Genomic DNA, 14,575 nt, shown 5'->3' with positions numbered 1-14,575 from the left:
CCGGGGCGGGGGGCCCAGCAACGTCCGCACGGCCTACGAGGACGCCCACGCCTCACCCGGCCCGGCCCTCCCGCCCGCCGGAGCCCTCCCCCCCGCCCCGGCGGCCTTCCCGGCCGCCGGGACGGGGGGTCGAAGCGCGGTCACAGCGGGTATGACCACGGTGACACCGTGGCGCGTTCGCCACGGGCGTAGCGGTATCAGGTGGATCCGGCTGGCCTGCGGGAACATCGTCTCGCAGCATCGGGTTGGGACTGTTGTCGGCTGCCGCGGGGGAACGCCCCGCGTCGGGTGTCGACGGTTGAAGTGAGCTGTCCCGCTGCGCGGGACTAGCATGCGGAAGGACAGGGAGGGGACCGACCCCTAACTGCCCGACCGCTCTGAGGAGCGATAACGATGTTCGAGAGGTTCACCGACCGCGCGCGGCGGGTTGTCGTCCTGGCCCAGGAAGAGGCCCGGATGCTCAACCACAACTACATCGGTACTGAGCACATCCTCCTGGGCCTGATCCACGAGGGTGAGGGTGTCGCTGCGAAGGCCCTGGAGAGCCTCGGGATTTCGCTCGAGGCGGTCCGCCAGCAGGTGGAGGAGATCATCGGCCAGGGCCAGCAGGCCCCGTCCGGCCACATCCCCTTCACCCCCCGTGCCAAGAAGGTGCTGGAGCTCTCCCTGAGGGAGGCCCTGCAGCTCGGCCACAACTACATCGGCACCGAGCACATCCTGCTCGGCCTGATCCGGGAGGGCGAGGGCGTCGCCGCCCAGGTCCTGGTGAAGCTCGGCGCCGACCTCAACCGGGTGCGGCAGCAGGTCATCCAGCTGCTCTCCGGCTACCAGGGCAAGGAGACCGCCACCGCCGGCGGTCCGGCCGAGGGCACCCCCTCGACCTCCCTGGTCCTCGACCAGTTCGGCCGCAACCTCACGCAGGCCGCCCGCGAGGCCAAGCTCGACCCGGTGATCGGGCGCGAGAAGGAGATCGAGCGGGTCATGCAGGTGCTGTCCCGCCGCACCAAGAACAACCCGGTGCTCATCGGCGAGCCCGGCGTGGGCAAGACCGCCGTCGTCGAGGGCCTGGCGCAGGCCATCGTCAAGGGCGAGGTCCCGGAGACGCTGAAGGACAAGCAGCTCTACACCCTCGACCTGGGCGCGCTGGTCGCCGGCTCCCGCTACCGCGGTGACTTCGAGGAGCGCCTGAAGAAGGTGCTCAAGGAGATCCGCACCCGCGGCGACATCATCCTCTTCATCGACGAGCTGCACACCCTGGTCGGCGCCGGCGCCGCCGAGGGCGCCATCGACGCCGCCAGCATCCTCAAGCCGATGCTGGCCCGCGGCGAGCTGCAGACCATCGGTGCCACCACGCTCGACGAGTACCGCAAGCACCTGGAGAAGGACGCCGCGCTGGAGCGCCGCTTCCAGCCCATCCAGGTCGCGGAGCCGTCGCTGCCGCACACCATCGAGATCCTCAAGGGCCTGCGCGACCGGTACGAGGCGCACCACCGCGTCTCCATTACCGACGCCGCCCTGGTCGCCGCCGCCACCCTGGCCGACCGCTACATCTCGGACCGCTTCCTCCCCGACAAGGCGATCGACCTCATCGACGAGGCCGGCTCGCGGATGCGCATCCGCCGCATGACCGCGCCGCCGGACCTGCGCGAGTTCGACGAGAAGATCGCCGACGTGCGCCGGGAGAAGGAGTCCGCGATCGACGCGCAGGACTTCGAGAAGGCCGCCTCCCTCCGCGACAAGGAGAAGCAGCTCCTGCAGGCCAAGGCCAAGCGGGAGAAGGAGTGGAAGGCCGGCGACATGGACGTCGTCGCCGAGGTCGACGAGGAGCTGATCGCGGAGGTCCTGGCCACCGCCACCGGCATCCCGGTCTTCAAGCTCACCGAGGAGGAGTCCTCCCGCCTGCTGCGCATGGAGGACGAGCTCCACAAGCGCGTCATCGGGCAGAAGGACGCCATCAAGGCGCTGTCCCAGGCCATCCGCCGCACGCGGGCCGGCCTCAAGGACCCCAAGCGCCCCGGCGGCTCGTTCATCTTCGCCGGCCCGTCCGGCGTCGGTAAGACCGAGCTGAGCAAGACCCTCGCCGAGTTCCTCTTCGGCGACGAGGACGCGCTCATCCAGCTCGACATGTCGGAGTTCTCCGAGAAGCACACCGTCTCGCGGCTGTTCGGCTCGCCCCCCGGCTACGTCGGCTACGAGGAGGGCGGCCAGCTCACCGAGAAGGTGCGCCGCAAGCCGTTCTCGGTCGTCCTCTTCGACGAGGTCGAGAAGGCCCACCCGGACATCTTCAACTCGCTGCTGCAGATCCTGGAGGACGGCCGCCTGACCGACTCCCAGGGCCGGGTCGTCGACTTCAAGAACACGGTCATCATCATGACCACCAACCTCGGCACCCGGGACATCTCCAAGGGCTTCAACCTGGGCTTCGCCGCCCAGGGCGACGTCCAGACCGGGTACGAGCGGATGAAGGCCAAGGTCGGCGAGGAGCTCAAGCAGCACTTCCGGCCCGAGTTCCTCAACCGCGTCGACGACATCGTGGTCTTCCACCAGCTGTCCGAGGACGACATCATCCAGATCGTCGACCTCATGATCGCCCGGGTGGACGAGCGGCTCAAGGACCGCGACATGGGCATCGAGCTCTCCACCGAGGCCAAGAAGCTGCTGGCCAAGAAGGGCTACGACCCGATCCTGGGCGCCCGTCCGCTGCGCCGCACCATCCAGCGCGAGATCGAGGACGTGCTCTCCGAGAAGATCCTCTTCGGCGAGCTGCGCCCCGGTCACATCGTGGTGGTGGACACCGAGGGCGAGGGCAAGGAGACCAAGTTCACCTTCCGGGGTGAGGAGAAGGTCCCCGTCGCCGACGTCCCGCCGGTCACCACCGCCGGTCCGGACCTCACCAAGTAGGTCCGCGGCCGCGCACGGCCCGTACGGCGCGACGCCCCGCCGCCTCTCCGGAGGCGGCGGGGCGTCGGCGTGTCCGGGCCCGGCACCCGTCCGGGCCGGCCGCCCCGTCCGGTCCGGGGGGCGCGCGGCCGCCCCGCCGCAGCACTGCTAACGTCGGGAGGCCCGGGCGCCGGGGCGCCGGCGCATCAGGGCATCAGGGCATCAGGGCATCAGGGTTCAGGACACAGGGGTGGGAGGCCGGAATGCGGGTCGGCGGCGCACGCGCGGCGGCGGTGCTCCTGGGGACTGCGGTCCTGTCCGCGGCGCTCACGGCGTGCGGCGGCGGCGCCGCCCCGCAGGGCGACGCCGCGGAGGCCCGGTCCGCGGCCCCGGCCACCGCATCGCACGCGCCGCCCGCACCGGCCTCCGACGGCCGGATCGCCGGGCTGTCGGACCGGTGGCTGGCCCGCATCCCCGCCCGTTCCCGCCAGGCCGTCGTGGTCTACGGCGACGGCCCCTCCGCCTCCACGGGCCGGGTCGTGCTCTACCGGCGGCACGGCGGTACCTGGACCGCCGAGGCGTCCTGGCGCTCCCACAACGGCCGCCGCGGCTGGACCCCCGACCACCGGGAGGGGGACCAGCGCAGCCCCGTGGGGGTCTTCACCCTGCACGACGCGGGCGGCGTCCTGCCGGACCCGGGGGCGAGGCTCCCCTACCACCACGACCCGGCCTTCACCCCGCCCGCCGCCTGGGGCCCCTCCCACCGGCACGACTTCGACCACGTGATCGCCGTCGACTACAACCGGGTGACCGGCACCTCCCCCCTGGACCCCCGCCGTCCCCGGGGCGCCTCCCGGGGCGGTTCGATCTGGCTCCACCTCGACCCCGGGGCCGGCTCCTCGGCCTGCGTCACCCTGCCCCTGGCGGCCATGCGGCAGCTGCTGCGCACCCTGGACCCGGCCCTGCACCCGGTCGTGGTGATGGGTGACCGGGCGACCCTGTCCTCCTGAGCCCGCACGCCCCCGCCGGTCCGGGCCGGCCGGCCCGGACCGGCCGTCCGCCGGCCCGCGGGCCGACGGGCGGACCGCCCGGCGGGGGAGCGCCCGGCCGGTCCGCGGATGACGGGCCCCACATCGTGCGGACACGCCCGCGGCCCCGCCGTCCGGGAGGGACGGCGGGGCCGCGGGCGAGGGGGGTGCGACTCAGAGCGAGACGCCCTTGCCCTTCAGGTACGAGACCGGGTCGATCACGGAACCGTAGGAGTTCACGTTGCGGATCTCGAAGTGCAGGTGCGGGCCGGTGGAGTTGCCGGTGCTGCCGGAGCGGCCGATCTGCTCGCCCGCCGACACGCTCTGGCCGGCGCCCACGGAGACGGACGACATGTGGGCGTACAGGGCGTAGTGGCCGTCGGCGAGCCGCAGGGTCACGGAGTTGCCGTAGGCGCCCGCCCAGCCGGCGGAGACGACGGTGGCGTTGCCGACCGAGTACAGCGGGGTGCCGGTGGAGACGGCCCAGTCGGCGCCGGTGTGGTACCCGGCGGCGTAGCCGCTGTTCGGCACGCCGAAGGACTGGCTGAACGGGGTACCGGCCGGGACCGGGGAGGCGTAGCCGGACGTGGCCGCGGTGGCCGCGGTGGCGTGCAGCTGCTGCCGCTCGGAGGAGCGGGAGGCGGCGGCCTGCTGGCGGGCCTCGGCGTTGGCGGCGGCGATCCGGTGCGCCTTGTGCGCGGCGGAGGCCTCGGCGCGGGCGTCGGCGGCGGCCTGCCGGCGGGCCTCGGCGTTGGCCGCGGCGATCGTGTGCGCCTCGTGGGCGGCGTGGGCCTTCGCGGCGCCGGCGGAGGCCCGGGCGGCCTTGGCGGCCTCGTTGGCCAGGTGGATGGTGTGGGCCTCGTGCGCCGCGTGCGTGGCATGGACCACGTGCGCCTCGTGGGCGCTCAGGGTCTTGACGTCGTCCGCGGCGAAGGCGGTGCCGCCGAGGGCGGCGGTGGCCATGGTGGCGCCGGCGATGGCGGCGGCAAGACGGGTGGGACGGATACGGGCGGTGCGCTTCACGCTGGGTCCTCTATCGGTTCGACGGCCCGGTTGCCGCAGGGGCACGGTGAGGTGCCGGTGCGCGGGCCGGGGCCCCGACTTTGAGCGGGGGCTTCAGCGGATCGGGTGAGAGGCCGGACTTCGATGTTTCGACCTGCTCCCCGTCGGGCAGAACCAGTCGTAACAAAGGCCCGCAGGCGGCCCAAAACGCCCGCTGTACTACGCATGTCCGTATACGGACCGCGCGGTCGGTGGCGGCATGGCCGATTTGCCTGCTGTGAGCTGGCACCACGCGGCTGCGCACCGGCTACTACCGGTGCCCGTAGCCGTCGGCATGCGTGTGAGCGGGCTCACGGGTTCGCCCCCGCTCCGGAGGGGGGAACCACCCCCCGCAGCTGTTCCCGGCCCTGCCCGGGACCGTCGCCGGGCACTCCCGGAACACCCGGCCGCCCCTCGGCTGTTCCCGGCCCGGCGGCCGCCCCCGTCCGCCGCCGCTCCCGCCCCGCCCCTGGGCTGCCCCGCCCCTAGGCGGTCCCGGCGTCCCCGTCCGCCTCGGCGCCCCCGGTCCCGCCGCATCCCGCTCCGCCGGTCCCCGGCCGGATCAGGTGGGCGATCTCCAGCGCCACCTCCAGCGCCGCCGCCTGCCGCTCGGCCGCGTCGCCGGAGTCCGGCTCCTCGGGGTCCTCCTGCAGCAGGAACAGCCCCGCGTTGATCGCGAACAGGGACATGGCCGCCCGCACGCGGTCCTGGAAGGTCCGCTCGGGGCCCTCGATCAGGCGGATCATCGAGATCATCCGCTGCTTGAAGAGGGCGCCGGCGTTGAGCTCGCGGACCGCGGGCTGGTTCTCGTGGAAGAAGCGGAGCAGCCGGACGCGCTCGGCCATGCGCTCGGCGAAGCGGCGCACCACCTCGTCGCGCATCTCCGGGGACCAGGGCTGGCCCTCCCCCCAGGCGATGACCTCGTCGAGGGGGGTGGCGGCGGACTCCACGATGCCGCGGACGATGTCGTCCTTGGTCTTGAAGTGGTAGTACAGGGCGGCCTTGGTCACGCCCAGCCGGTCCGCGATCTCGCGCAGGGAGGTCTTCTCGTAGCCCTGCTCGGCGAAGAGTTCGAGGGCCACGTCGAGGATGCGGGCCCTGGTGTCGCCGCGCGGCGTGCGGGTGCTCATCGCTTGTTCATCGCCTCGGTCGTGTCCCTCGTCCGTGCGTGGCCGGCGGATGCCGGCCGGGTGTCCGGGGTCAGTCTTCCGCGCGGAGGGCGCTGGACGGAAATCAACTTGACGGCCGGCAGGCAGGCAGCCTAGCTTGCGGAGGAGAAGTTCACTAGCCGGTCGGCAAGTAAGCCACCAGGGGGCGGCACCGCCGGCCGGCCGTCGCAGGGAGGGCAACGTGTCGCGGAAACAGGCGGCGTCGCTGGAGCAGTCGGTACCGCCGCAGAGGGCGGCCGGACTAGAGGAGGCGGCGGCTTCCGAGGCCCGCTCGCCGCGGGAGATCCGCGTCGTCATGGTCGGCCTGGTGATCACCATGCTGCTGGCGATGCTCGACAACCTGATCGTCGGCACCGCGATGCCCACCATCGTCGGCGACCTCGGCGGCGCCGAGCACCTCTCCTGGGTGGTCACCTCCTACACCCTGGCCACCGCCGCCTCCACCCCGATCTGGGGCAAGCTCGGCGACCTCTACGGCCGCAAGGGCGTCTTCGTCGTCTCGATCGTGGTCTTCCTGGCGGGCTCGGCGCTGTCCGGCCTCTCGCAGACCATGGGCCAGCTGATCGGCTTCCGCGCGGTCCAGGGCCTGGGCGCCGGCGGCCTCATGGTCGGCGTGATGTCGATCATGGGTGCGCTGGTGCCGCCGCGCGACCGCGGCCGCTACCAGGGCATGTTCGCCGGCGTCATGGCCATCGCCATGATCGGCGGGCCGCTGGTCGGCGGGTTCATCACCGACCACCTCAACTGGCACTGGACCTTCTACATCAACCTGCCGCTGGGCGCCGTGGCCCTCGCCGTCGTGACCGCCACGCTGCACCTGCCCAGGACCCGCTCCACCGCCCGGATCGACTACCTCGGCGCCGCACTGCTCACCGTCGGCATCACCGCCCTGGTGCTCATCACCACCTGGGGCGGCCAGGAGTACGCGTGGGGGTCCGTCCAGATCCTCGGCATGGCCGTGCTCGCCGTGCTCTCCCTCGCCGGCTTCACGGCGGTCGAGCGCCGGGCCGAGGAGCCCATGCTGCCGCTGGGCCTCTTCCGCAACCGCAACTTCACGCTCGTCTCTGTGATCGGCTTCCTGGTCGGTTTCACCATGTTCGGGTCGGTGACCTTCCTGCCCCTCTACCAGCAGACCGTCCAGGGCGCCTCCGCCACCAACTCCGGCCTGCTCCTCATGCCGATGATGCTGGGCATGCTCGTGGTCTCGCTGGTCGTCGGGCAGGCCGTCACCCGCACCGGCCGCTACCGCGTCTTCCCGATCCTCGGCACCGGCGTCATGGCGGGCGGCGCACTGCTGCTCTCCACCCTCTCCACCGACACCGGCCGGTTCACCTCCGGCGCCTACATGGTGGTGCTCGGCGCCGGCATGGGCTTCCTCATGCAGATCACCATGCTGGTCGCGCAGAACAGCGTGGAACTGAAGGACATGGGCGTCGCCAGCTCCACCGCGACCCTCTTCCGCACCATCGGCGGCTCCTTCGGCGTCGCGCTCTTCGGCGCCCTCTTCACCAACCGGGTCGCCGACACCATGCGGGACAGCCTCGGCGCGGCGGGCGGCAGGGCCGCCGACGGCACCGCCCAGCTCACCCCGTCCGTGCTGCGGACCCTGCCCGCCGCCTTCCAGGACGCCTACCACCACGCCGTCTCCAACGGCATCCACGCGGTCTTCCTGTGGGGCGCGGCGGTCTCGGTGCTCGGCATCGCCGCGGCCGTCCTCCTCAAGGAGGTGCCGCTGCGCGGCGCCGGGACGGAGTCCGGCGCCCCCGCGGCGGACGCCGCCGAGGGCGCGGTGCCCGAGCCCGCCGCGGCGCTCTGACGCCGGCGGCCCCACCGCGCCGGGAGGGCCGGACACCCCGCACGGGGTGTCCGGCCCTCCCTCCGTCCGGGGGCGCGGTCCTCGGGGGCTCAGCCCTCCGGGGGCTCAGTCCGCCGCAGCGGCCGCCCCCGGCAGCCGGTACAGGCCCTGTCCCACCGGCTCCACCAGCCCGTCGGCCACCAGGCCGTCCAGGGCCCGGGCCCGCTGCACCGGCTCGTCCCAGACCGCGTCCAGCGCGGCCTGCGCCACCTCGCCGTGCGCCTCGCGCAGCACCGCGAGCAGCCGGCCGCGCACCTGCCGGTCGGTGCCCGCGTAGGTCTGGCCGCGCCGGGGCGGGCCGTCGTGCGGCGGGCTGCCCGCCAGGCGCCAGGCGCAGCCCGCCGCCACCGGGCACCCGCCGCAGCGCGGCGTGCGGGCGGTGCAGACCAGCGCCCCCAGCTCCATCACGGCCACCGCCCAGGTCGCGGCCGTCTCCTCGTCGTCCGGCAGCAGCGCGGTCGCGGTGCGGCGCTCGGCGGCGGTGGTGGCGGTCGGCGGGTACTCCACACCCTCGACCAGCCGGGCGAAGACCCGTCGCACGTTGGTGTCCAGCACCGCGTGGCGCTGCCGGAAGGCGAAGGACGCCACGGCGGCGGCGGTGTACTCGCCGACGCCGGGCAGCGCCAGCAGCTCCGCGTGGTCGGAGGGCACCGCGCCGCCGTGCCGCTCGGTGATCGCGGCGGCGGCGGCGTGCAGCCGCAGGGCGCGCCGGGGGTAGCCCAGACGGCCCCACATCCGCACCGCCTCGCCCGGGGGGTCGGCGGCCAGCGCGGCGGGCGTGGGCCAGCGCTCCAGCCAGGCGTCGTACGCGGGCAGCACCCGTTTCACGGGGGTCTGCTGGAGCATGAACTCACTGACCATCACCGCCCACGGCGTGGCGTCCGGTGCACGCCACGGCAGGTCGCGGGCGTGCTCGGCGTACCAGTCGAGGACGGTCGAGTGCAGCAGGGGCAGCGGCAGGGCGGTTTCTCCGGACATCTCCCCCCGATCCTCCCACGGGCCGCCGAACGGCCGCCGCCCGGTCGGTGGATCAGGCTGATGATCTGAAAGAAGCCGCCTGGCAGCGGTGTTGATGCAGTGGGGCGCGTGCGGTCTCTCGTAGAGTTTGCGCGTGCCCTCTCTGCGCCATCCCGTGGGACCGCTGCCCGCGTCCATCTACTGGCGGCGGCGGTTCGCCGTGCTCGTCGTGCTGCTCGCGATCGCGGCCCTCGTCGTCTGGCTGTCCACGGGCGGGGGAGGCGACGACAGGGCCGGCGGGAAGCACCCGGCGCCCGTCCCCTCCATCACCCCGGGGACCGGGCCCAGCGGACCGGCGGTCACCGGTCGGCCGGGCGGCCCCGGCGGCGTTTCTGGCGGCCCCGGCGGTACCGGCGGCGACACCGGCTCCGGCTCCGGCGGCACGGGCACCCCGGGAGCGGGGGACAGCCCGGGAGCGGGGGAGAGCCCGGGCGCCGACGGCGGCTCCGACACCGCCGGGGTCACCGGTGGCGCCGACGGGGGCAGTGGCGGCGCGGGCGGCACCGGCGGCAGCGACGTCAGCCTCTCCGGCGGCACGACCGGCTCCGCGTCGAACGACGCCGCCGGCGGCACCGGCTCCGGCGGCGGCAGCGGCACCGGTGGCGGCAGCGGCAGTGGCGGCGTGCAGGTCAACACTCCCGCGGCCCGCGCCCTGCCGATCTGCCCCACCTCGCAGATCTCCCTCGAACTGGCCACGACCAGCAACGCGTACCAGCCCAAGGAGCGGCCCCGCTTCGAGCTGACGGTCCGCAACTCCGGCCCCGCGTGCCGGGCCGACCTCGGCCGGACGGCCTCGGTGCTCACCGTGAGCGAGGCCAGCGCGGGCCGGGTCTGGTCCTCGGGCGACTGCCCCACCGACCGCACCTCCCAGTGGGTGGCCGTACCCGCCGGCGGCGCCGTCACCGAGACCTTCGTCTGGGACCGGACCCGCAGCACCCCCCAGTGCCCGAGCCCCCCGCCCGCGGGCACGGCCGGCGACGGCGTCTACCTCGTCCAGGCCAGCCTGGGCGGTGTCGCCGGGACCCCCGTCACGGCCCGCGCCTCCTTCCGCCTGGAGAGCTGACCGCGGGAGACCGGCCCGTCCGGCCCCCGCGCACGACGAAGCCCGGCGGGCCCCAGGCCCGCCGGGCTTCGTGCCGTACGGTGACGCGTGCCGCAACGGCGCCCGCTCCCGCGCGCCGGGGCGGGGGCCGGGCACCGGCCGGGGTCAGACGTAGCGCTCCAGGATGGACGACTCCGCGAGCCGGGAGAGCCCCTCCCGCACGGAGCGGGCGCGGGCCTCGCCGACGCCGTCCACGGCCTGCAGGTCGTCGACGCTGGCGGCGAGGAGCTTCTGCAGGCCGCCGAAGTGCTCCACCAGCCGCTCGATCACGGTGTTGGGCAGCCGCGGCACCTTGGCCAGCAGGCGGTAGCCGCGCGGGGAGACCGCGGAGTCCAGCGCCTCGGGCGTGCCCGGGTGGCCGAGCGCCTTGGCGACGGCCTGCACGTCGAGCAGCTCGGTCTGGCTCAGCGCGTCCAGGTCGGCGAGGACGTCGCCGACGGTGCGGCCCCGCTTGGCGGCGCGCTCCGGGAAGTAGTCGCGGGCGACCAGCTCGCGCTCCGGCTCGACGCCCGCGATCAGCTCGTCCAGCTGGAGGGAGAGCAGGCGGCCGTCGGTGCCGAGCTCCACCACGTACCCGGCGATCTCGGCGGCGATCCGGCGGACCATCTCCAGCCGCTGGGCGACCGCGGTGACGTCCCGGACGGTGACCAGGTCCTCGATCTCCAGGGCGGAGAGGGTGCCGGCCACCTCGTCCAGGCGCAGCTTGTAGCGCTCCAGGGTGGCGAGCGCCTGGTTGGCGCGGGAGAGGATCGCGGCGGAGTCCTCCAGCACCCGGCGCTGGCCGTTGACGTAGAGGGCGATCAGCCGCATGGAGTGGCTGACCGAGACGACCGGGTAGCCGGTCTGCTTGTTGACGCGCTCGGCGGTGCGGTGCCGGGTGCCGGTCTCGTCGGTGGGGATGGAGGAGTCGGGCACCAGGTGCACGCCCGCGCGCACGATCTTGGTGATGTCCTTGTCCAGCACCACCGCGCCGTCGAGCTTGCACAGCTCCCGCAGCCGGGTGGCCGAGAACTCGACGTCCAGCACGAAGCCGCCGGTGCAGATGGGCTCCACGGCCTTGTCGAAGCCGAGCACGATCAGGCCGCCGGTGTTGCCGCGCAGCACCCGTTCCAGGCCGTCGCGGAGGGCGGTGCCCGGGGCGACGGCGCTCAGGGAGGCACGCAGCAGGGCCTCCTCGCGGGGGGACTTCTCCGCCCGGTCGTTGGCTGCCACTGGACTCCCTCGGTCGGCCGGCGGTGCGGTCTGCCGACGTTCTGCCGTTCCTGCCTTGTTGCGATCAGGGCAAAGTTTACCGTCGGGCGGCCCGCGAGGGTGGCGGGTCGGGGCAGGGCGGGTCAAGAAGGCGCGGGGGACCGTTGGAGACCGCGGCGGAGCGGCGTGCGGCGCGCGTCAGAAGGGCTCCGGCGCCCCCTCGGGTTCGACCAGCTCCCAGGCCCCGTCCGCGGGTCCGGCACCGGCGGCGGGACCGGCGTCCGGACCGGCGCCCGCGGACGCGCGGGAGCGCGGACGGCGCGCGGGGCGCCCGCCCCCGGCGGTGCCGTCCTCCGCTGCGGGGCCGGATCCCCCCGACCCCGCGGAGGAGCGGCGGCGGCCCGGGATCGCCGCCATCGCCTCGCCGATGTCGGCGACCTCCACCACCCGCATCCCCGGCGGGACCTTCCCCGGGTCCTGCGGCACCAGGGCGTGGGTGAAGCCCAGCCGGTGGGCCTCCGCGAGGCGCCGCTGCACGCCGGTGACCCGGCGCACCTCGCCGGCCAGGCCCACCTCGCCGATCGCGACCAGGTTGCTCGGCAGCGGGGTGTTGGCGGCGGAGCTGGCCACCGACAGGGCGATGGCCAGGTCGGCGGCGGGCTCGGTCAGCCGGACCCCGCCGACGGTCGCGGTGTAGATGTCCTGCTTGCCCAGCCGCACCCCGCCGTGGCGCTCCACCACGGCGAGCACCATGGCGATCCGGGGGGAGTCCAGGCCCGAGGTGGTGCGCCGCGGGGAGGGGATCTGGGAGTCCACCATCAGCGCCTGGACCTCGGCCACCAGCGGCCGGCGGCCCTCCAGGGTGACGGTCAGGCAGGTGCCCGGCACGGGCTGCGCGCGGCGGGTCAGGAAGAGGCCGGACGGGTCCGGCAGGCCCGCGATGCCCTCGTCGTGCAGCTCGAAGCAGCCGACCTCGTCGGTCGCGCCGTAGCGGTTCTTGACGCCGCGGATCAGCCGCAGCCGGGCGTGCCGGTCGCCCTCGAAGCTCAGCACCACGTCCACCAGGTGCTCCAGCAGCCGGGGGCCGGCGATGGAGCCGTCCTTGGTGACGTGGCCGACCAGCAGGGTGGCCATGCCGCGCTCCTTGGAGGCGCGGATCAGCGCCCCGGCGACCTCGCGGACCTGGGCCATGCCGCCGGGCGCGCCGTCCAGCTCGGCCGAGGCGATGGTCTGCACCGAGTCCAGCACCAGCAGCGAGGGGCCGACCTGGTCGATGTGGCCGAGCACGGCGCCGAGGTCGGTCTCGGCCGCCAGGTAGAGGTGGTCGGAGAGGGCGCCGATACGGTCGGCGCGCAGCCGCACCTGGCCCGCCGACTCCTCGCCGGTCACGTACAGCGTGCGGTTCCGGTCGGTCGCGGCCTTCGCGGCGACGTCCAGCAGCAGGGTGGACTTGCCGACGCCCGGCTCGCCCGCCAGCAGCACCACGGCGCCGGGCACCAGGCCGCCGCCGAGCACGCGGTCCAGCTCGTCGACGCCGGTGGGGCGGGCGGTGGCGACCTGCCCGTCCACCTGGGCGATCGGCCGCGCCGGGGCGCTGACCGGGCCGGCCGCGGTGGTGCGCACGGGCACGGCGCCGTACTCCTCCACCGTGCCCCAGGCGTTGCACTCGGGGCAGCGGCCCACCCACTTGGGGAGCTGGTTGCCGCACTCGGTGCAGCGGTAGGAGGGGCGCGCCTTGGCGGAGGACTTGCCGGAGGAGGTACGGGCTGCCATGCCCCGAACCGTACAAGGCGGGTCCGACAACGCGCCCGCCGCCGTTCCGTCACCCTCAGCGGTGGAGGTGTGACCCGAAAGAAGTATGACCGGCGCAACCGGACCGGGCGGGCGGGGCACCGCCCCTAACGTCGGCAGGGTGACGACCAGTGCCGACATCCGGATCCCCCCGGCCACCGGGAGCGCCCCGCGTGGCGGTCAGCGCCCCGACGAGGCGTGCGCGCGGCACGTGGACGGCCTCTTCACCTACTGCCTGTCCGTGCTGTGCGACCACGACGCGGCGCTGGCCGCCGTGCGGTCGGTGCGGGACCTCGCGGTCCGGCACCACGGACGGCTGCGCGACCCCTCCCTGCAGCGCGCCTGGCTCTACTCGCTCGCCCGGTACGCCTGCCTGCTCCGCCTGGAGGACGCCGCCGCCCCCGGCCGGCCGGACCCGGACGCGGACGCCGCCCCGCCCCCGCCGCCGCCCGGGCAGCAGGAGGAGCGGCGCCGCCGCCTCGCGCTGCTGGCCTGGCCGGAGGCGGCGGGCACCACCCCGCAGCAGCGCGAGGCCCTGGAGCTGGCCATGCGCCACGGGCTCGCCCCCGCCGAGGTCGCCGCGGTCCTCGGCCTCCTCCCGGAGGAGGCGTCCGCGCTGCTCGTCCGGGCCGGCGCCGAGGTGGCCCGCACCCGGACGGCCCTGCGGGTCCTCGCCGCCGCGGAGTGCCCCGAGCTGGACCTGCTCGGCGGCGGCCGCACGGCCGGCGGCCACGGCGGGATGCTCCTCGTCCCGGCGCTCCGGCGCGAGCTGGTGCGGCACGTGGACGACTGCCCCACCTGCCGCGGCACGGCCGGGCGGGAGGCGCCCGGGGATGCCTGGCCCGGCACCGGCCTGCTGCACGGCGGCACCGGGGCGGGGGTCTCCCTGCCCCTGGTGGACGCGCCCGTCGCGGCGCTGGCCGGGACCGCCGGCGCCGCCTTCCTCGCGGGCGCCTCGGCGGGCCGCCGGGCCCGCGCCGCACGGCGCGGTCCGGCCCCGGCCCCCGGTCCCGCCCGCGGCCGGGTGCACCGCGCCCCCGCCCCGGCGGCCGACCCGCGCTTCGACCGGCAGGGCTTCCCCCGGCACCGGGCGGACTCCCCGGACCTGGCGGCGGCCCTGCGCAACCGGGCCGTGACCACGACGGTCCTCGCGGCGGTGCTCGCCGCCCCGGTGGCCGCGCTCTGGGTGGCCCACCGGGGCGGCGACGGCGCGGGCGGCCCGGCCGCCGTCTCCTCCGTGCGGGTGGACACGGTCGGCGCCACGCCGGCCGGCGGCCCGGCCACGGCCGGTCCGAGCCCCGCGGCCGGGGCGGGACCGGTGGACCGGGAGACCGCCCGGAGGTTCGGCCCGCTGGCGTCGCGGAGCGGGCCGGTCCCGCAGGCGGCGGGCGCGCCGGCGCCGCTGCCGCAGGCCACCGCGCAGGCCCCGGGCCGGGCGGCCGTGCCGGTGGCCCTGCGGGTCCCCGCCGGGCCGCCCGCCGCCGGGCCCGCCGCCGCCGGG

Annotated in this window: 10 protein-coding genes; 5 read left to right on the top strand and 5 right to left on the bottom strand. The window is 75.3% G+C overall.

The window, feature by feature from the left end; translation table 11 throughout:
• Positions 1-393 precede the first annotated feature (393 nt).
• Both LO771_RS29475 and LO771_RS29470 read left to right on the top strand, forming a co-directional pair.
• The gene (locus LO771_RS29475) at positions 394-2,901 is read left to right on the top strand and encodes an ATP-dependent Clp protease ATP-binding subunit (protein ID WP_230748129.1); all 2,508 of its coding nucleotides are present in this window, start codon (positions 394-396) and stop codon (positions 2,899-2,901) included.
• Positions 2,902-3,143: 242 nt separating this feature from the next.
• Positions 3,144-3,890: a hypothetical protein gene (locus LO771_RS29470; RefSeq protein ID WP_230748127.1), complete on the top strand. Its 747-nt coding sequence runs from the start codon at positions 3,144-3,146 to the stop codon at positions 3,888-3,890.
• Positions 3,891-4,082: 192 nt separating this feature from the next.
• On the opposite strand, the gene LO771_RS29465 is transcribed toward LO771_RS29470, so the two are convergent.
• Positions 4,083-4,931 (bottom strand): M23 family metallopeptidase, encoded by an 849-nt coding sequence (locus LO771_RS29465; RefSeq protein WP_230748125.1) that lies wholly within the window; start codon positions 4,929-4,931, stop codon positions 4,083-4,085.
• A gap of 503 nt (positions 4,932-5,434) precedes the next feature.
• Positions 5,435-6,079, bottom strand: coding sequence for a TetR/AcrR family transcriptional regulator (locus LO771_RS29460; RefSeq protein WP_230748123.1), 645 nt, complete (start codon positions 6,077-6,079; stop codon positions 5,435-5,437).
• Between the two features lie 334 nt (positions 6,080-6,413).
• Here LO771_RS29460 and LO771_RS29455 point away from each other — a divergent pair, with 334 nt between their 5' ends.
• Complete coding sequence (locus tag LO771_RS29455; protein WP_230748131.1) at positions 6,414-7,934, top strand: MDR family MFS transporter; 1,521 nt, start codon at positions 6,414-6,416, stop codon at positions 7,932-7,934.
• A gap of 105 nt (positions 7,935-8,039) precedes the next feature.
• Here the strand turns inward: LO771_RS29455 and LO771_RS29450 are convergent, their stop codons facing one another.
• Positions 8,040-8,951 (bottom strand): A/G-specific adenine glycosylase, encoded by a 912-nt coding sequence (locus tag LO771_RS29450; protein ID WP_230748122.1) that lies wholly within the window; start codon positions 8,949-8,951, stop codon positions 8,040-8,042.
• Between the two features lie 133 nt (positions 8,952-9,084).
• Here LO771_RS29450 and LO771_RS29445 point away from each other — a divergent pair, with 133 nt between their 5' ends.
• Positions 9,085-10,053, top strand: a complete 969-nt coding sequence (locus LO771_RS29445) for a hypothetical protein (RefSeq protein ID WP_230748121.1) — start codon at positions 9,085-9,087, stop codon at positions 10,051-10,053.
• A 144-nt stretch (positions 10,054-10,197) separates the two neighbouring features.
• On the opposite strand, the gene disA is transcribed toward LO771_RS29445, so the two are convergent.
• Both disA and radA read right to left on the bottom strand, forming a co-directional pair.
• On the bottom strand, positions 10,198-11,304 hold the full coding sequence (gene disA / locus LO771_RS29440) for a DNA integrity scanning diadenylate cyclase DisA (protein ID WP_230748120.1): 1,107 nt from the start codon (positions 11,302-11,304) through the stop codon (positions 10,198-10,200).
• Positions 11,305-11,481: 177 nt separating this feature from the next.
• Positions 11,482-13,056 carry a DNA repair protein RadA gene (gene radA, locus LO771_RS29435; RefSeq protein WP_230748119.1) on the bottom strand — a complete coding sequence of 525 codons (1,575 nt, stop codon included), beginning with the start codon at positions 13,054-13,056 and terminating at the stop codon, positions 11,482-11,484.
• A gap of 139 nt (positions 13,057-13,195) precedes the next feature.
• Here radA and LO771_RS29430 point away from each other — a divergent pair.
• A partial coding sequence (locus tag LO771_RS29430; RefSeq protein ID WP_230748118.1) for a sigma-70 family RNA polymerase sigma factor occupies positions 13,196-14,575 on the top strand: 1,380 nt, incomplete at its 3' end.

The organism is Streptacidiphilus sp. ASG 303, assembly GCF_020991365.1.
GTDB lineage: Bacteria > Actinomycetota > Actinomycetes > Streptomycetales > Streptomycetaceae > Peterkaempfera.
Note: the sequence above shows the minus strand (reverse complement) of the source record. Positions and strands in the feature narration are given on the sequence as shown.